Origin of the sequence: Lactococcus petauri (assembly GCF_002154895.1) — a bacterium.
GTDB classification, from domain to species: domain Bacteria; phylum Bacillota; class Bacilli; order Lactobacillales; family Streptococcaceae; genus Lactococcus; species Lactococcus petauri.
On the sequence record NZ_MUIZ01000004.1, the window covers coordinates 197,663 to 215,265 of the forward strand.

23 protein-coding genes are annotated in these 17,603 nt (G+C 35.8%); 16 read left to right on the top strand and 7 right to left on the bottom strand.

The features are described 5' to 3' along the window. Position 1 precedes the first annotated feature (1 nt). The 8 genes from BZZ03_RS07620 (at position 2) to BZZ03_RS07655 (ending at position 7,061) form a co-directional block, all read left to right on the top strand. The gene (locus BZZ03_RS07620) at positions 2-1,243 is read left to right on the top strand and encodes a hydroxymethylglutaryl-CoA reductase, degradative (protein WP_191673049.1); all 1,242 of its coding nucleotides are present in this window, start codon (positions 2-4) and stop codon (positions 1,241-1,243) included. Between the two features lie 158 nt (positions 1,244-1,401). Next, the gene (gene rpsP / locus BZZ03_RS07625; protein WP_004256337.1) at positions 1,402-1,674 is read left to right on the top strand and encodes a 30S ribosomal protein S16; all 273 of its coding nucleotides are present in this window, start codon (positions 1,402-1,404) and stop codon (positions 1,672-1,674) included. A 76-nt stretch (positions 1,675-1,750) separates the two neighbouring features. After that, on the top strand, positions 1,751-1,990 hold the full coding sequence (locus BZZ03_RS07630) for a KH domain-containing protein (RefSeq protein WP_004256341.1): 240 nt from the start codon (positions 1,751-1,753) through the stop codon (positions 1,988-1,990). Between the two features lie 197 nt (positions 1,991-2,187). After that, the gene (locus BZZ03_RS07635) at positions 2,188-2,586 is read left to right on the top strand and encodes a Spx/MgsR family RNA polymerase-binding regulatory protein (RefSeq protein ID WP_019292392.1); all 399 of its coding nucleotides are present in this window, start codon (positions 2,188-2,190) and stop codon (positions 2,584-2,586) included. Positions 2,587-2,706: 120 nt separating this feature from the next. Further along, the gene (locus tag BZZ03_RS07640; RefSeq protein ID WP_086582930.1) at positions 2,707-3,240 is read left to right on the top strand and encodes a phenolic acid decarboxylase; all 534 of its coding nucleotides are present in this window, start codon (positions 2,707-2,709) and stop codon (positions 3,238-3,240) included. Positions 3,241-3,376: 136 nt separating this feature from the next. After that, positions 3,377-3,934 carry a PadR family transcriptional regulator gene (locus BZZ03_RS07645; protein WP_086582931.1) on the top strand — a complete coding sequence of 186 codons (558 nt, stop codon included), beginning with the start codon at positions 3,377-3,379 and terminating at the stop codon, positions 3,932-3,934. Positions 3,935-4,078: 144 nt separating this feature from the next. Further along, a complete protein-coding gene (locus BZZ03_RS07650) occupies positions 4,079-5,383 on the top strand; it encodes a hemolysin family protein (RefSeq protein WP_061412907.1) in 1,305 nt (434 codons plus the stop codon). A 175-nt stretch (positions 5,384-5,558) separates the two neighbouring features. Further along, positions 5,559-7,061, top strand: coding sequence for a flavocytochrome c (locus tag BZZ03_RS07655; protein ID WP_086582932.1), 1,503 nt, complete (start codon positions 5,559-5,561; stop codon positions 7,059-7,061). Positions 7,062-7,113: 52 nt separating this feature from the next. On the opposite strand, the gene BZZ03_RS07660 is transcribed toward BZZ03_RS07655, so the two are convergent. The 5 genes from BZZ03_RS07660 to BZZ03_RS07680 all read right to left on the bottom strand — a co-directional run bounded on the left by BZZ03_RS07660 (position 7,114) and on the right by BZZ03_RS07680 (position 9,786). Further along, the gene (locus BZZ03_RS07660; RefSeq protein WP_086582933.1) at positions 7,114-8,061 is read right to left on the bottom strand and encodes a magnesium transporter CorA family protein; all 948 of its coding nucleotides are present in this window, start codon (positions 8,059-8,061) and stop codon (positions 7,114-7,116) included. A gap of 114 nt (positions 8,062-8,175) precedes the next feature. Next, positions 8,176-8,733: an Asp23/Gls24 family envelope stress response protein gene (locus BZZ03_RS07665; RefSeq protein ID WP_019292386.1), complete on the bottom strand. Its 558-nt coding sequence runs from the start codon at positions 8,731-8,733 to the stop codon at positions 8,176-8,178. A 21-nt stretch (positions 8,734-8,754) separates the two neighbouring features. Continuing rightward, positions 8,755-8,943: a DUF2273 domain-containing protein gene (locus BZZ03_RS07670; RefSeq protein ID WP_014024981.1), complete on the bottom strand. Its 189-nt coding sequence runs from the start codon at positions 8,941-8,943 to the stop codon at positions 8,755-8,757. Positions 8,944-8,952: 9 nt separating this feature from the next. Then, complete coding sequence (gene amaP, locus BZZ03_RS07675; protein ID WP_019292385.1) at positions 8,953-9,513, bottom strand: alkaline shock response membrane anchor protein AmaP; 561 nt, start codon at positions 9,511-9,513, stop codon at positions 8,953-8,955. A 33-nt stretch (positions 9,514-9,546) separates the two neighbouring features. Next, on the bottom strand, positions 9,547-9,786 hold the full coding sequence (locus BZZ03_RS07680; RefSeq protein WP_004256350.1) for a GlsB/YeaQ/YmgE family stress response membrane protein: 240 nt from the start codon (positions 9,784-9,786) through the stop codon (positions 9,547-9,549). Positions 9,787-10,063: 277 nt separating this feature from the next. Between BZZ03_RS07680 and BZZ03_RS07685 the strand changes: the two genes are divergently transcribed. From BZZ03_RS07685 to BZZ03_RS07695, 3 genes are all read left to right on the top strand, one after another. Further along, positions 10,064-11,002, top strand: coding sequence for a N(5)-(carboxyethyl)ornithine synthase (locus BZZ03_RS07685; protein ID WP_019293586.1), 939 nt, complete (start codon positions 10,064-10,066; stop codon positions 11,000-11,002). 143 nt (positions 11,003-11,145) lie between these two features. Next, positions 11,146-11,388 carry a GlsB/YeaQ/YmgE family stress response membrane protein gene (locus tag BZZ03_RS07690; RefSeq protein ID WP_014024978.1) on the top strand — a complete coding sequence of 81 codons (243 nt, stop codon included), beginning with the start codon at positions 11,146-11,148 and terminating at the stop codon, positions 11,386-11,388. Positions 11,389-11,541: 153 nt separating this feature from the next. Next, positions 11,542-12,264, top strand: coding sequence for a class I SAM-dependent methyltransferase (locus tag BZZ03_RS07695; RefSeq protein ID WP_086582934.1), 723 nt, complete (start codon positions 11,542-11,544; stop codon positions 12,262-12,264). Positions 12,265-12,456: 192 nt separating this feature from the next. On the opposite strand, the gene BZZ03_RS07700 is transcribed toward BZZ03_RS07695, so the two are convergent. After that, positions 12,457-13,092, bottom strand: coding sequence for a DUF421 domain-containing protein (locus tag BZZ03_RS07700; RefSeq protein WP_019292382.1), 636 nt, complete (start codon positions 13,090-13,092; stop codon positions 12,457-12,459). 15 nt (positions 13,093-13,107) lie between these two features. After that, positions 13,108-13,554, bottom strand: a complete 447-nt coding sequence (locus tag BZZ03_RS07705; protein WP_019292381.1) for a DUF3290 domain-containing protein — start codon at positions 13,552-13,554, stop codon at positions 13,108-13,110. Between the two features lie 262 nt (positions 13,555-13,816). On the opposite strand from BZZ03_RS07705, the gene BZZ03_RS07710 reads away from it, so the two are divergent. From BZZ03_RS07710 to BZZ03_RS07730, 5 genes are all read left to right on the top strand, one after another. Next, entirely contained in the window at positions 13,817-15,214 is a 1,398-nt protein-coding gene (locus tag BZZ03_RS07710) for an APC family permease (RefSeq protein WP_086582935.1), read from the top strand. A gap of 144 nt (positions 15,215-15,358) precedes the next feature. Continuing rightward, complete coding sequence (rimM, locus tag BZZ03_RS07715) at positions 15,359-15,874, top strand: ribosome maturation factor RimM (protein WP_017370130.1); 516 nt, start codon at positions 15,359-15,361, stop codon at positions 15,872-15,874. Between the two features lies 1 nt (position 15,875). Then, on the top strand, positions 15,876-16,604 hold the full coding sequence (gene trmD, locus BZZ03_RS07720; protein WP_086582936.1) for a tRNA (guanosine(37)-N1)-methyltransferase TrmD: 729 nt from the start codon (positions 15,876-15,878) through the stop codon (positions 16,602-16,604). Next, entirely contained in the window at positions 16,604-17,188 is a 585-nt protein-coding gene (locus tag BZZ03_RS07725) for an HAD-IA family hydrolase (protein ID WP_017370132.1), read from the top strand. The genes trmD and BZZ03_RS07725 overlap by 1 nt, the downstream gene beginning before the upstream one ends. After that, the gene (locus BZZ03_RS07730) at positions 17,185-17,583 is read left to right on the top strand and encodes a DUF1149 family protein (protein WP_050810949.1); all 399 of its coding nucleotides are present in this window, start codon (positions 17,185-17,187) and stop codon (positions 17,581-17,583) included. The genes BZZ03_RS07725 and BZZ03_RS07730 overlap by 4 nt, the downstream gene beginning before the upstream one ends. Positions 17,584-17,603: the final 20 nt, after the last annotated feature.

Sequence of the window (17,603 nt, forward strand, 5' to 3'; positions counted from 1 at the left end):
TATGAAGAAAAAATTTTACCAAATGAGTCCAGCAGAGCGTCTGGATTTTCTTGACTTAAAGTCAGAAACACGACAAATTCTAGAAGAAACAGTACTTGATGCGGCTTTAGCAGATAATCTCATCGAAAACCAAATCAGTGAATTCGAGCTACCCATGGGCTTGGCGCAAAACTTTGTCATTAATGGCAAAAAATTCCTCGTTCCAATGGTAACCGAAGAACCTTCCGTGATTGCAGCTGCAAGTAATGGCGCAAAAATAGCTGGAAATTTTCAAACGGTGCTTTCGGAACGATTAATGCGAGGGCAGATTGTTTTTTATGATGTTGATCAGGCAGACCACTTAATGCAGACTATCGAAGAAAATCAAGCAGGTATTTTTCGTGCTGCCAAAGAAGCTTATCCTTCTATTCTTAAACGTGGTGGTGGTTTACGACAGGTGAGCAGTAGAGCTTTCGAAGCAGAAGGCTTTGTATCCGTTGATTTTAAAGTGGACGTGAAGGACGCAATGGGAGCGAATATTGTTAATGCCATTTTGGAAGGCGTTGCTAATCTTTTTCGCACATGGTTTCCAGAGCAAAAAATATTATTCAGTATCTTGAGCAATTATGCTACGGAATCTTTGGTTAAAGTCAGTTGTGAAATTCCCGTTGAACGACTGAGTAAAGGTAATAATGGGCAAGAAGTTGCGGAAAAAATTCAGGCGGCTTCACGTTTTTCTAAAATTGATCCTTATCGTGCTGCCACACATAATAAAGGCATTATGAATGGCATCAACGCTGTTGTCCTTGCCACAGGAAATGACACGCGTGCTGTGGCTTCTGGTATTCATGCTTATGCAAGCAAGGAAGGAAGCTACCAAGGTCTAGCGAAATGGGATGTCAAGGATGGCTTACTTTTGGGAAGTCTTGAGCTACCATTACCGGTGGCGACGGTTGGCGGGGCAGTGAAAGTTTTGCCAAAAGCTCAAGCTGCTTTAGAACTCTTAGAAATTACAGAAGCCAAAGAATTAGCACAGGTCATGGCTGCAGTTGGTTTGGCACAAAATTTGGCTGCTTTGCGTGCTCTAGTTTCTGAGGGAATACAGCAAGGACATATGAGTTTACAAGTTCGGGCCTTAGCAATGACAGTTGGCGCGAAAGACGAAGAAATCACTATTTTGAGTGAAAAACTTCGCCGAGAAAAAGTAATGAATCAAGCGATAGCTGAAAAACTTTTGCTAGAGATTCGTCAGAACAACAAATAATCAAGGCTCACAACTCGCTTTGCTCCCTACGTATTGCCATTCTAATCTGCTAAAGCAGAAAGAATGGTAATAAAAATGGTGTCAAGTTTTTTTCTTGACAGAGAAAAATTTTATGCTATAATAGTTAAGTAATAAAAAATAGAAATAGGAAATATAACATGTCTGTAAAAATTCGTTTAACTCGCATGGGTTCAAAGAAAAAACCTTACTACCGTATCAACGTTGCTGATTCACGTTCACCACGTGATGGTCGTTTCATCGAAACAGTTGGAACTTACAACCCACTTGTAGCTGAAAACCAAGTAACTTTGAAAGAAGAACGCGTTATGGAATGGCTTAACAATGGTGCACAACCATCTGATACAGTTCGTAACATCCTTTCAAAAGCTGGCGTTATGAAAAAATTCCACGAACAAAAATTCAGCAAATAATATTAAAAGCGGCTTAAGCCGCTTTTTGTCAATTTCACAATAATTTGGACGATTTTAGTCAGAGTAGAGGTAAGAAATGCAAAAAGATGTGAAAGAACTTGTAATGACAATTGTAAAACCTTTGGTCACAGAACCCGATGCTGTTTCATTGGAAATTATCGAAGGTGAAGAATTTATGGAGTACCATTTGGAAGTAGCGGAAGCTGATATTGGTCGTATCATTGGCCGTCAAGGACGTATCATTCAAGCAATTCGCACAGTCGTTTACTTTGTGCCCGTTGAGGGTAAAAAAGTTCGCCTTTTGGTGGATCAATAAGATATTAAATAAAAGAGCGCAGGTCATAAATCTGTGCTTTTTTATTTAATATCTTGGATTTGTGGCAAAAAACTAGACAATTTTAAATTTGGTTTAAGGAACAGTTAACTCACAAATAAGAAAAGAATAGTATATTAAAGATACGACTTTGAAAAATTGCTAAAAGGTTCTGAAAATGGGAATAAGAGGGATAAACTATGATTAAGCTATATACGGCGGCGGCCAACTCATCATCACAAAAGGTAAGAAAATGGCTTATGGATCATCACTTAGAGTTCCAAGAAATCAATCTCACCAAAGATACACTTACAAAAGAAGAAGTTCTTGCAATTTTTTCTTTAACGGAAGAAGGGTCTGATGATATTATTACACGTAGAGGAAAAGCCATCCAAAATTTAAAAGATGATTTTTATTCTTTAACGATTCAAGAACTGATTCAAGCAATCGTTGATAATCCCCTGCTACTTCGTCAGCCATTAATCATAGACAATAGCCATTTGCAAGTCGGCTACCACGAAGAAGATATCCGAAAATTTTTGCCTCGAGAAGTACGGAAAGTTATGATTGAAGACTTTGCTAAAAAAAGAAAATTATAAATAAAAAAATGCTGATTTAAAGATCAGCATTTTTTTATTTGACAATTTTTAAATAAAGGAGTAATCTATATATGTAAATAAAACATGTTTAATTTACATATATAGAAAGAAGGACTAAAAATGAAAAAATACTCTACATTAAAAGACTTTATCGGCTCACATATGATTTATACCTATGACAATGGTTGGGAATACGAAATTTATATTAAAAATGAGAACACAATCGATTACCGTATTCATGGCGGAATGGTTGCTGGTCGTTGGGTAAAAGAACAAGAAGTTGACATCGTGATGCTTACAGAAGGTATTTATAAAGTTGCTTGGACCGAACCAACAGGAACAGATGTTGCTTTAGACTTCATGCCAAATGAAGAAAAAATGCACGGTATGATTTTCTTCCCAAAATGGGTACACGAACATCCAGAAATTACGGTATGTTTCCAAAATGACTTTATCGATGTGATGCATGAATCACGTGAAAAATACGAAACTTATCCAAAATACCTAGTCCCAGAATTTGCTACAATCACGTATATTGCTAATGCTGGAACAGACAACGAAGATGTCATTGCCCAAGCACCATATGAAGGTTTGCCAAATGATATTCGTGAAGGTAAGTATTTTGATGAAAACTACCAAAAAGTAAACAAATAAGAAATAGAAAGATGAGTTCATTCATCTTTTTTCATTTATAGCCTGAGAGTGTTTATTTCAATATTATTCCGTTATAATAGAGTTTACATTTACAATTTTCAAAAATTGGGTTATTATGGAATAAGGGAGAAATAAAATGGCCAGTGAAGATAAATTGTCTTATATTATTTTGGGTTTGTTGAAGCATGAACCATTAACAGGATATGATTTAAAGAAAAATTTCGAAAGCGAAGTGGGCGAATTTTGGCAAGCAAATACGGGACAAATTTATCCGACCTTAAGAAAACTTTTTGAGGCTGAAGCAGTCGATTTTGATGTCGAAATTGTTGGTGCCAAATTAAAGAAAAAAAAGTACTACATCACAGATAAGGGGCGTGAAATGTTTGACCAATGGATTCAAGCGCCTGCTGAACTCTATGCTGTTCAAAAGGACGAATTTATGTTAAGGTTGTACTTTTTGAAGAATGACGACGATGTCCGAATTATTGACTTAATTAATGAAGAAATAGAAGTACATAAGAAAAAACTGAATTATCTTCTGCAACGTCAAGCACTTATCTTTGGAGGAGATGATCCTAAAGAAAAAGATGGACATTTTTTAGTTTTAGATTTTGCCATCCAAAGAGAAAACTTTCGACTTGATTGGCTACAAAAGGTGAAAAGTAGTCAAGTTAAGTCTGAGAGTCAGAGATAATACGAGCGTATAATAAAAAAGCATCTAGAATTCTAGTGCTTTTTTATTAAACAAGGAGTGTCGTAATGAGGACCGGTAAAGTTTTTGCTATAATAGAAAAGAGAGAATTTTTAAGAATGATTAAAAAATAAAGGGGATAATCTATTGACGGTAAATCTTATAATAATAGTATTAATGATTGCTTTTACAGCTTTCTTTGTTGCATCTGAGTTTTCTTTGGTGAAAATACGTAAAAGTCGTTTAGAAACACTGGCAGCTGAGGGCAACAAACAAGCAAAATTAGCTATTGTTGTTGTGGAGCATTTGGATTCATACTTGAGCGCCTGTCAGCTAGGGATTACATTGACTTCTTTGGCTATTGGTTGGGTTGGAGAAAGCACAATTCACGCCTTACTTGCGCCTGTGATTCATTATTTTCCACTGCCTAATACGATTGCAGAAAGCTTTTCAATTGTTTTAGCTTTCTTGCTGATTACTTTTGTTCACGTCGTAATTGGTGAATTGATTCCGAAATCACTCAGTATTTCGAAGACAGAAGCTGTTGTTTTAGCAGTCGTAAGACCTTTGCACTATTTTTACAAGCTTACATATCCCTTTGTCTGGCTGTTGAATGTTTCCGCAAGCTCTATTGGGAAACTCTTTAATCTTAGCCTGGCATCAGAAGGAGAAGAAACACATTCGGAAGAAGAACTCCTTTTGATAGCCAACCAAAGCTTTGCTAAAGGTGAAATTAACGAAAAAGAATACGAGTATCTCAACAAAGTTTTTGAATTTGATGATTTATTAGCCAAAGAAATTATGGTCCCTCGTCTCGATATGGAAACAATTGCTTCAGATAAAACAATTAAAGAAGCGCTAGAGTTTGCAATTGAAAAAGGACACACGCGTTTCCCAGTCATTGGCAAATCTAAGGACAATATCTTAGGATATGTGACTCTCCAAGCTCTTATTAAGGAGTATCTTGTGTCGCCAATGCAAAAAGTGCGTACGATTGCTCAGGAACCCATTGTCTTTATCGATACTATCCCAGTCAAAATCTTGCTTTCACAAATGCAAAGTGAACACAAACATTTCGCAATTTTGTCTGATGAATATGGTGGAACCAGCGGTTTAGTAACGATTGAAGATATTCTGGAAGAACTTGTGGGTGATATTCAAGACGAGCAAGATCATGAAGAAGAAAATATTGTCGAAGTTGAACCAGGAATTTATCATGTCAAAGGGAAAACTCCTTTATCTGAAATTGAAGATAAGTTTGATACTGATTTCGATAATCCTTCGGCAAGCAATACTATCAGTGGTTATATTATTAATGCTTATCTGGAAAATAGAGAAGAATTTGACGTAGGGAGTATTAAAGTTTTGAATAATTTACAGATAAGGATTCTTGAAATGGACAGGGTGACTCCAAGTGAGTTAGAGATAACTAAAGTAGAAAAAATCATCTAGATTTTGATGATTTGTAGATATTCAAAAGTTCACATAAAAATGTGAACTTTTTTTGATAAATATTTTAAAAAGACATTTCTTATATTTTGTACACTTTTTAATATAAACTTGACAAACCAGATAGGACATGGTAGAATTCTATTTGTTCATGTGAATACAAACACAAGGAGAGATTATGAAAATTTGGACAAAATTAGGATTGCTTGCCATTGTTGGCCTTTCATTGACGGCATGTGGGGGAAATGCTCAAAATAAAAGTACGTCTTCTAGTTCATCAGAAAAGACTGATGCTAAAACAGGCGCCAGCAAAACTATGACTTATGCAGAACCGTCAAGCTTGAAAAAAAGCTATGATGTCATCATCGTTGGTTCTGGTGGTGCAGGGATGACAGCAGCTATCGAGGCGAAGGATGCGGGAATGAATCCTGTTATTCTTGAGAAAATGCCGATGGCTGGCGGAAACACTTCCAAAGCATCTGCTGGATTGAACGCTTCGGAAACATCTGTCGAAAAAGCACAAGGTGTTACAGACTCAAATGATAAATTTTATGAAGAAACACTTAAAGGTGGTGGAGGAACAAATGATAAAGAACTCCTTCGTTACTTTGTCGATCATTCTGCAGCAGCAGTAGATTGGTTAGCACAGAATGATATAGTCCTTGATAATTTAACGACTACAGGTGGGATGAGTGTTTCTAGAACACACCGTCCACATGATGGTTCAGCTGTCGGAGCTTATCTTGTTAAAGGATTAGAAGAAAATATATCTAAACGTGATATTCCAGTTTTTGTTAATAGTGATGTGACAAAAATAAATGAAAAAGACGGAAAAGTCTCAGGTGTCGAAGTTAAAATCGAAGGTGAAACAAAACAAGTTGACTCAAAAGCTGTCGTTGTAACAACAGGTGGATTTGGGGCCAATCAGAAAATGATTGCTAAATATCGTCCTGACTTGAAAGACTATGTCACAACTAATGCAGCTGGTTCTACTGGGGATGGGATTGAAATGATTTCCGCTCTTGGAGGTGCTTTGGTTGATATGGATAAAATTCAAATTCACCCTACTGTTTTCCAAAAAACAGGATATCTTGTATCTGAGTCAATTCGTGGTGAGGGAGCTATTCTCGTAAACAAAGAAGGTAATCGTTTCTTTAATGAAATGGATACACGTGATAAAGTTTCCGCAGCGGAGCTCAAACAAGATGGCAAATATGCCTATGCCATTTTTGGTGAAGGAACAAAGGATAAAGTTAAAGCTGTAGATCAATATATTTCTAAAAATATGGTTGTTGAGGCAGATAATGTTGAGGAACTTGCGAAAAAACTTGATATAAAACCAGAAGAACTTAAAGCAACAGTGACTAAATGGAACAAAGCAGTGGCCGATAAAAAGGATTCAGAATTTGGACGTACAACAGGGATGACCAATGATATTTCTGGAAAGGTTTATGCTATTAAAGTTGCACCAGGAATTCATCACACTATGGCTGGTGTCAAAATTAATACACAAACACAAGTTTTAAAAGAAGATGGTCAACCAATAAAAGGTTTATATGCCGCTGGTGAAGTTACAGGTGGTTTGCACGGTGGTAATCGTATCGGAGGAAATGCAGTCGCTGATATCATTATCTTTGGACGTCAAGCTGGCCAAGAATCTGCAAAATATGCAAAAGCTTAATAAATATTTTCACTTGAAATAAAAAACATCCTAAAGTAGGATGTTTTTCTTTTTATAAAAGTTTTATTTTTCTCAACCAATACCAGACACCACCACTAAGGGCGAGCGAAATCGCCAAAACCAATAGGAAACCAAAGGAGAATTCTTCGAAGGGAAGTTTAAGATTTATGCCCCAAAAGCCATAAATCATGGTTGGTATAGTCAAAACGATAGAAATTTCGGTGAGAGTTTTCATTATGGTATTGAGACGGAAGGAACTTAGATTGTTGACCATTGTATCTAAGCTAGCAAGATATTTATTATAGGCTTGAGTAAGCTTTTTTAAACTGTCTAAATTTTCCTCAAGTTTTATAATGCCGCTATGTCCATTTTCGTCTAAATTCAAAGTATTTTTTTCACGCTTAAAAAATTCTATTATTTTGTCATCACTATCATAGGTTAGGGATAAACTGATTAAATATTTTTTGAGTTGAAGTAATTGACTGAAGAGTGAGCGTGTAGGACCATTATCATTAATCGAGGTCTCTAGTTTTATAATTTCATCCCTAATTTTTTGCGCATCTGCGATCATTTTAGCAAGAGCTGCATTAATCAAGTCAACCAAAATTTCTTCGGTTTTTAATTCCTTCTGGCAGTCTTTAAGGAATTCTAAGACGAAGTCTTCTTTATCTTCAGTAATAATCATTACTGAATGTTCAAGCTTTAAAATAAGTAGAGAGTCAACCATATGCTCAAATTCAGCTTCCTCCTTCTCTCTTGGATAGAGAAGAAGTAAAGTGATATATCCATTTCCATTCTCTCCCTTATTAAAGAAATAGTTAGCCTCTTTTTTATCATAAAACAAAGAAGAGAGATCCTGTTGATATTGATTATTTAGATGTTTGAAAAATTGACGGTCAGGTTGATAAAAGTAAAATAAGGTATTATCCTCTTCACTTTCAAGGGGAGCTATTTTAGAAGCAGCAACTTCTAAAGCTTTAAGGATTTTATATTTAAACATTGACTTTCCTCCAAAAAGAGTCACTTCCAAAAGTAAAATAAGATATGATAGCCAAAAGGCCCCTATCATAGAGGCCAACTTAGAAGTTAGATTTTAAGAAAGAAGCGGAAATGCTTACTCTACTCTCCCATTTTCAGGCGTCATGTCGTCAACTTTATCTTTTACTTTATCGACTTGTTTTGAGGTAAATTTTCCTGTCGTTTGCGCTGCGTCAACCACACGATCTTGGACAGTTACTTCGTCATCTTTTTGTTGTTCTTTTGTCTTAATGTCTGTAACTGTTACATTAACTTCTACAACATCTAGGTCTGTCATGTTTGCAACTTCTTTACGGATAACATCCTTGATGCGGTTATAAATTTCTGGAACATTTTTACGGTATTCTGTGATAACTTTCAAATCTACTGCAACTTGTGTTTTGCCCACTTCAACATCAACTCCAGAAGTTACGTCATCCGTATTTACAAGTTTTCCAGTTAAGTTAGAGAAGAAGCCACCTTCGACAGCCAGTAAGCCATCCACGGTTTCTAAAGCTAATCCTACAATTTTTTGGACTACTTTGTCTTCGTAAGTTAATTCTCCTTTGATATCCTGAGTATTTTCGTGATTCTTAGAAGCAGTATGCTCAGTTTCGGCCATTGTTCCAAAGGGTTTCATGTTTTCTTGTACCATTTAATTCTCCTTATTTTTAAGTTATTTCCGATTTTTTAAGTGTTCAATGATTCCAGTCTTTTGTAGAAATAAGCCCGCTATTACACCAAAGCCAATTAATATCAACAGTAGAACCATTTTCCAAAAACCAATAGTGAAGATGGCAATGGCAGCTATACCACCGATAATGCCACCAATAATTGGATATCGATATCTTTCCAGATAATCCATTGACACCTCCTATACAACGCGGGAGCGTTTATTGTTTGTTTCTTTATTTAATGCATTTACTTCAACTTTTATTTTTACAGGTTGATCTACACCAAAGAAAAGTTTTAAGCTATCAATAATCTCTTGTTCGAGCAATCGTGATTTTTCAGCAATTTCGACCCGAGGAATGATTTCCCCCTTCACATCAATGTTTATTTTCTTTTTATAGAGTGTCACATTAATGCGCGGAGATTTGAGAAAGTCATTTTCGAGAACTTTCTCACGGACAAGTCCTTCAATAGCTGAACGTTTTAAAGTGAGTTTTCCACCATGAGTAGGTAGTTCAATATCAATATAGGTACGAGGATAAAATGCGATGATGAGTAAGGCAATTATTAAAATAACAGCCAAGATAGCATTTCCCCAGAATAGATAGACAGGTATGAATTCACCGATATAGACGACTTGACTTGAAGCACTTGTCATATCGCCATACTCCACTAAATTGTAGTAATCCCAAGCTGAAGGAACTACAAGAGAAAGTAGGAGGAGATCAAATACGATGAGAATAAATTTCTTTCCAGATGACACAAGGCCTCCTTTCTAGATGCTTTAACGAAAAAATTAATGACTCATTTTTGATAAAACAAAGGATACAACGGCTACCACAATAACGGCACCGATGATTGAGGGAATCAAAGCCATACCGGCCAATGAAGGCCCCCAGCTTCCGAGGAGGGCTTGACCCACAGCAGAACCGACTAAACCGGCTAAGATGTTGGCAATCCAGCCCATGGAGCCTCCTTTAGTGATGACTCCTGCAATTAAGCCAATGATGGCTCCGACAATAAGTGACCAAATCATAAAATACCTCTTTTCTAGTATGTGCTGACATACATTTCTATTCTTAAACTAACACATCTGGAAAGCGGATTCAAATGATTGGTTTATTATTTTTTCATTATTCCAAAAAAATAAGAGCTTAGATTGCACATATATCTGACTTATGGAGTAATATTCCGAAAATTCAGAAAGATATTGATAGGATTTAAAAAATAAAAGTGATAGAATGATGAAAGGGGATACAAAATTGGTAAATAATACAATTTGTATCTCAAAAAATAGAAAGAAGGAGAAAATTATGATTTTAGGTTTTATTAAGGCAAATTTCCCAGGAGAACGTCGTGTTCCACTATTACCACAAGACATTACAGATTTTGATAATCAATTGCTGATTGAAACTGGATTTGGAGAGTTTTTAGATATTGAAGATGTTGAATATGAAAAAGCAGGGTGTAAAATCCTTTCAAGAGAAGAAGTCTTCAAACAGTCTGAAGCGATTTTTTCATTGAAACTTATCCAGCCAAGTGACTATGACTATATTAAAAAGGGCCAAATCATCATCGGTTGGACCCATCCTTATGGCTCTGGTAAGTCTTTTATGAAAGAACAAGCCATTCCTAAAGAGCTTATTGTTGTTGATTTAGATAATAATTTCCCTGCTATTTATTATAAGGATAAAGTCATCGAAACACAGATACCATCAGGTATTATGGAACGTAATAGTTTTTTTGCTGGTTATGCTGGTACTTTAGATGCTCTGCTGAAGTTTGGCATTTTACCAGATGAAAGCACTAGAATAGCAGTTCTTGGCTCAGGAAATGTCTCACAAGGCGCCTTTCATGCAGTTTCAAAATTTTCTTCAAATGTAAAAATGTTCTACCGACGGACACTTCCGGTTTTTAAGGAAACTTTTTGCGCTTACGATATTATCATCAATGGTATCGAAGTTGGAGCGGGTAATGCCCCCATTTTATCCTTAGAGGATCAAAAACAACTGAAGAGAGGAAGTTTCATCATAGATACGGCAGCTGATGCGGGGAATACTATTGAAGGGAACCATTTCACAACAATGAAGGACTCAATCTATAAAGAAAAAGGCATTTATTACTATTGTGTCCCTAATACACCATCTATGGCTTATCGTAATGTTAGTCCAATGCTAAGTAAACAATTGAGTAAATACATTTTTAAAGAAAATGTTGAAATCTTTAAAGAAGCACTGAAACAGAGTAAATAATTAGTGACATGATATAACAATGTAACCTCTAGCTTAAGCTTACCTAAAAATAATAAACAAGTTGTTTGCTTGAATATTATGATTTTGTTAGAATGAAATTGTTATGAAATTATAATATTATTTTAAAGGAAAGAGGTATTTTTATGATTTGGTCACTTATTGTTGGTGCAATTATTGGGGTGATAGCAGGAGCAATCACAAGTAAAGGTAAATCTATGGGATGGATTGCTAACATCTTAGCCGGTTTAGTTGGTTCTGCTGTGGGTCAAGCCCTCCTCGGAAGCTGGGGGCCTTCATTGGCCGGTATGGCTTTGATTCCCTCAATCATCGGTGCCGTTATTGTGGTAGCCGTTGTATCATTCTTCTTGGGTAAAACAAAAGATTAATACAATTCTTATAAAAAATCACTCTTTGGGTGGTTTTTTTCTATGGTTATACAGGGAGATATAGTACAATAATTCTAAAATGTTTTAGAATTAACAAGAAAATCAAGAACAACTTGTATAAGCAAGAAATGCATATCAGGAGGAAAAAGGAAATTGACTGAAGAAGAACAAGAGCTCGTCTATTTTTGGGATGGTTTTGCTGAAGAATATGAAGAAATACAACAGGAATCGCCTTTCCCGATTGCTCAAGAGTTAGGAAAGTTCCTTGTACAAGAGAAAATTCTACCTTGTCAAACACTTTTAGATATTGCAGGAGGAAGCGGGCGTTACTTGTCCGTATTTCAAGACCAAGTTAAGAAATATACTTTAGCGGATATTTCACCAAAGATGTTAGAACTGGCAAGAGAGAAAAGAAAATCAGAGCATATCGATTTCCTTAGGATTAGCCAAGAGGCGATGATTAAAACAAATAAAAAATTTCAAGTTGTTTTTTCCGCAATGAATCCTGCTTTGAATCGTCCTGAAAAGATAAAAGAATTGTGGCAACTCAGTCAAAAGTGGTGCCTTATCTTCCGATTGGTTAAGGATGAGGACAGCTTATTTTCTCCTTATGATCAAGAAGTGAACCCAGAGTTAAAATGGATGGCAGACTACAAAAACTTCCTTCAAAAAGAGAAGCAAGAATTTTTTGTGCAACAATTTACTTTTGAAAAAACAGAAATGATTTCAAAAGCCTTTTTCCACGCGTATTTTGAGGATGAATGCAGTAAACGGGAGTTGGAACGCCGTATAAACGAGCATTTTGGAGTGCAAGAATCATGCAAAAATTACCACAAAGTTGTTTACGAACTGATTTACATTCCATGTGACAAATAGTGACGATAAAGCATAATGCCTTGTACTATATTCATGATTTATGCCTAAGTCGAAAGAAAAACTAAACGCGATTCAAAAAAAGTATAAGTAAAAGCCCAAGAAAATTATTATTTTCTTGAGCTTTTGTTTTACATTACTGGAAAAGAAAAATAAATAAATTTATTCATTATCCTTTTTTAATATGAGTGGCGTTTAATCATGATAGCCGTAGAGTTTTAATTCGCCCGAAATATATTCTCCTAGATAGACTTCAGTAATTTTATGAAAGCCGTTTTCAACGATTTTAGTTTCGAGCCACTCTTCGTTTTTATTTATAATGTCTAAAACATCATAGTTGGCTTGTCCGTCTACAATGATCGGGTATTTAATGTTTTCTCCTCCAAATTCGATAATTGTTAATTGACCATTTTGCTCTAAAATTGCGCGCTTTACATTTTGAACTTCATAAATTCCATTAGAGCGTAGCTTAAACATAAGTTCATTTGCAGAAATCCCATTTTTCAAACACTCCGTAACTTTTATTTTTCCATCTTGAATTAAAGTAAGTGGCTTTCCGTCTACGATGACTTTAATATACCGATTATGTTCTTTAGCAAATTTTAGGAGAAGTACAAGAAGAGTCCAGATGATTAAGACAAGGACAAATTGCAAGACGGTTATAGAATCATTATAAATGACACCTCCAATTATCCCACCTAGGACATAATTTTGAACTTGATCCATTGCTGATGAAGGTGCAAGATTACCTTTTCCCATGATGTTAATTTGGATAATTAAACAAACAATTCCGAGGGCAAATTTGATTATTATTGGACTGTATAATTGCATAGCTAACCTTTCTTATTATTTAGAAATAATATTGATTTTATTATTGAGCAGATGGGTTTCGGTGATAGTATAGGATTGCTGATCGGCATTGAGATTGACCGTGTAAAAATCATCTTTTACTTTTACAATGATTCCATCAGTAAGTTGAGTTGAACTTACCAGAATGTCTTTTTGCTCAACCTTCATATTATCTGCAAATTGCTCAACAAAATTGACCATTTGAGAGGATTGAGAATGCCGTGACTGATTAACCTGATAATTTGAATACTGTATTCCAAGAGAAAGGATGAGGAACAAGAAAAAAATGAGACTAAGATCTCGATATTTCGTCTTGATTCGATGCTTCAAATATAACGAAAAAACAACGATAAGTAGTATGAGTGAACCAAAAATGAAAATATACCATAGGTAATCTGTTAAGCCCGCTTGTGTTTTCAAGAAACCAATATCATAAAAATTCATAAAACCTCCAATAAACTATCTGCAATTGTCTCTTAATAACCAATATATTATTAAAAAATTCCACAATTATATACTATCATAAACAAACTAATATATATATAAAATATTTTTCATTCATCAACTTAAAATAAAAAACACAATAATTGTTTGTATAATTTTAAATAAAATGGTACAATTTTACCTAATTAAAATTTTTAATATTTTAAATTATAGCTTATATCCATGGAAAAATAAGCTATAAGAAGAAGGGAGAAAAAGAAATTTGGGATTTTCGACAAAAGCAAAATTTGAAACCTACAGTAAAAAGGACAGTAGATTAGAAAAAACATTGGGGGTTAAAGACTTCTTGGCTTTAGGAGTGGGAACGATTATTTCTACTTCAATCTTTACTTTACCAGGAATTGTTGCTGCACAATTTGCAGGACCAGCTGTTGTATTTTCATTTTTGATTGCTGCAGTTGTTGCTGGTATGGTCGCATTGGCCTATGCTGAAATGGCCAGTGTTATGCCCTTTGCTGGCTCAGCCTACTCATGGATTTCAGTGCTCTTTGGTGAGGGATTTGGCTGGATTGCGGGTTGGGCCTTACTTGCAGAATACTTTATTGCCGTAGCCTTTGTAGGCTCGGGCTTCTCGGCTACATTCCAGCATATTCTGGCAACCTCTAATATACATTTACCTGCGGCTTTAGCTAATCCACTTGGCACTAATGGCGGTATCGTTGATATTATTTCTTTAATTGTTATTTTAATTGCCGCTCTTCTTGTATGGCGGGGCTCTAATGATGCTGGAATAATTGCGCAAATCTTAGTTGTGTTAAAAATTATTGCCATTATCACATTTATTGTTGTAGGTTTAACAGTGATTAAACCCCAAAATTATACACCGTTTATACCTAAGCACAATCCTACTACAGGCTTTGGAGGTTTATCGGGAATTTTATCAGGTGTTTCAATGATTTTCCTTGCTTATATTGGCTTTGATTCGATTGCTGCTAACTCAGCTGAAGCTAAAAACCCCAAACGTACAATGCCTTTAGGGATTGTAGGCTCGCTCATCATTGCCGTGGTTCTGTTTTCAGCAGTTACGCTTGTTCTTGTCGGCATGCATCCTTATACTGAGTATGCAAATAATGCAGCTCCTGTATCTTGGGCTTTATCAGAAGCAGGTTTTCCTTTGGTTTCACAAGTGATTTCAATAGTTGCTGATGCCGGAATGTTTATTGCTTTACTAGGAATGATTTTAGCGGGTTCTCGATTGATTTATGCTTTTGGTCGTGACGGAATGCTTCCAAAAGTATTGGGAGATGTAGACAAGCGTGAGAATCCAACCAATGCTTTGGTTGTTTTAACTACGGTTGCAATAATTATTGGGGCATTTTTCCCATTTACCTTCCTGGCACAATTGATTTCCGCAGGTACATTGATTGCTTTTGTCTTTGTTTCGATCGGGATGTTTGCTTTACGTCCGCGTGAGGGTAAAGACTTACCACAAGCAAGTTACAAAATGCCATTTTACCCGATTTTACCAGCTCTGGGCGCAATAGGCTCGATTATTGTATTTGAAAATCTTGATTCACTTGCAAAACTATACTGTTTTATCTGGATTTTGTTAGGTATTGTGATCTATTCTTTGTATGGTGCGAAGCGCAAAAAAATTTAAAAATTTTATACCGATTTGAGGATTTATCAAATCGGTTTTTACTTTAATTAAAAGCTAATTACCTCAAAACTAACTTTTTTAAAGGAAGAAACACTTACAGAAGCATATAGGGAAATAATACGTGAATTATGGTAAAATATCTGTATGACAAAATTTTACAATGTAGGCACAATAGTGAACACACAAGGTCTTCAAGGAGAAGTTCGTGTGATTTCAGTTACCGATTTTGCTGAAGAACGTTTTGCAAAAAACACAATTTTGGCTCTTTTTGACAAAAAAGGAAATTATGTCCAAGATTTGAAAGTTAAATCATCTAGAAAACAAAAGAATTTTTATATCGTCAAATTTGATGGCTTTTATCATATTAATGATGTTGAAGGCTTTAAGGAATTCACTTTAAAAATAGCTGAGGACAAGTTGAAGGATTTGGACGAAGGCGAATTTTATTATCATGAAATTATTGGTTTAGATGTATATGAAAATGATCAATTAATTGGACAGGTTAGCGAAATTCTTCAACCAGGTGCAAATGATGTGTGGGTCGTCAAACGTAAAGGTAAGCGTGACTTGCTTCTTCCTTATATTCCACCTGTTGTATTGAATGTTGATCTTCAAGCTAAAAGGGTGGATGTAGAAATTATGGAAGGTTTGGACGATTAGGATGAAAGTTGATATTTTAACAATTTTTCCAAATATGTTCGACTCACTCAACCAATCGATAGTTGGGAAAGCACAAGAAAAGGGACTGCTTGAACTTCATACCCACGATTTTCGCGAAAATGCGAGCAACAAGCAAAGACATGTGGATGATATGCCTTATGGCGGAGGTCAAGGCATGTTGCTGATGCCGCAACCTATCTATGATACAATGGATAAGATTCCGCATGAAAAGGCGCGTGTGATTCTCCTTGATCCTGCAGGCAAACGCTACAATCAAAAAATGGCTGAAGAGCTTGCCCAAGAAGAACATCTAATTTTTATTTGTGGACATTATGAAGGTTATGATGAACGAATTAAAGATCTAGTGACGGATGAGATTTCGCTTGGCGACTTTGTCTTAACAGGCGGAGAAGTAGCAGCTACTGTTATTGTTGATTCTGTAGTACGCTTGCTGCCTGGAGCTTTAGGTAAAGCAGCCAGTCATGAGGATGATTCTTTTTCTTCAGGATTACTTGAGTATCCGCAATATACACGTCCAGAAGAGTTTCGTGGGAAGAAGGTCCCAAGCGTTCTGATGTCCGGTCATCACGAAAATATTCGTAAATGGCGCTTGACGGAGAGCTTGAAAAAAACTTTAGCACGACGTCCGGATTTGTTGGAGCAGTACGAGACAAATGCAGAAGAAGAGGAGATTTTGAAACAGCTAAAGATGGAAAGTGAAAAATCTTGATGGCTTGGAAAAATTATATTTGGGATTTTGATGGAACACTCTTCAATACCTATCCTGTAATGTTAGAGGCCTTGCGTGAAGCAATGAAGCAATCTTCAGTAGAATTTCCGGGCGATTTAGAAGCTTATATCAAACGCTTCTCTATTCGTAAATTCGCTTTTGAGTTTGCAGACGATGACTTTCTTGATTTGTATCATAAAATAGAAGCAGAGATGCAAGTCAATCCTCAGGTTTACCCTGAAATCCCACAAATTTTGTCAGAAATTGTAGAAAATGGCGGACAAAATTTTGTCCTCAGTCATCGTGATGATGCTACCTTTGAATATCTGGGTGAACTAAAAAAATACTTTACGGAAGTCATTACCAGTCAGCAAAATTTTGCACGGAAACCAAGTCCAGAAGCTTTGGAATATTTGATTCACAAATATAAGTTGGTGCCAGAAGAAACAGTCATGATTGGTGATCGTCCTCTTGATATTGAAGCAGGTATAAACGCAGGTGTAGCCACTTTGCTTTTAGATGAGAAAGCATATTTTGGAGACATCGCCGACAAGAAAATAAAAAATTGGAGTGAATGGAAATGACATTAACATTAGAACGTGATAAAGAATTTGTAAATCAATTTCACTATGATGCACGTAATTACGAATGGGAAAAAGAAAACGGAACACCTGAAACAAATATCAATGTACAATTTCAGTTAGTGCCTCACGATCAAGTACCTGACGGAAAAGTTGCTGCAGAAGATACAGCAATTTATGCTATCTTGACATATATGATTCCTTTGGAGAATATTGTCTTATCAGGTATGCTCAGCCAACTTAACTACATTCGTGGTCGCCAAGTGAAAGAGCAATCTGAATTAGAACAAGAAGAAATGGCTCAAATTGCTGACCCACTTTTTGATCTTTTGAAGCGCTTGGTGTACGAAACAACAGAGGTTGCCCTTGACCAACCGGGCATCAACCTCCAATTTTAAGGATTTTTTCAAGATTATTT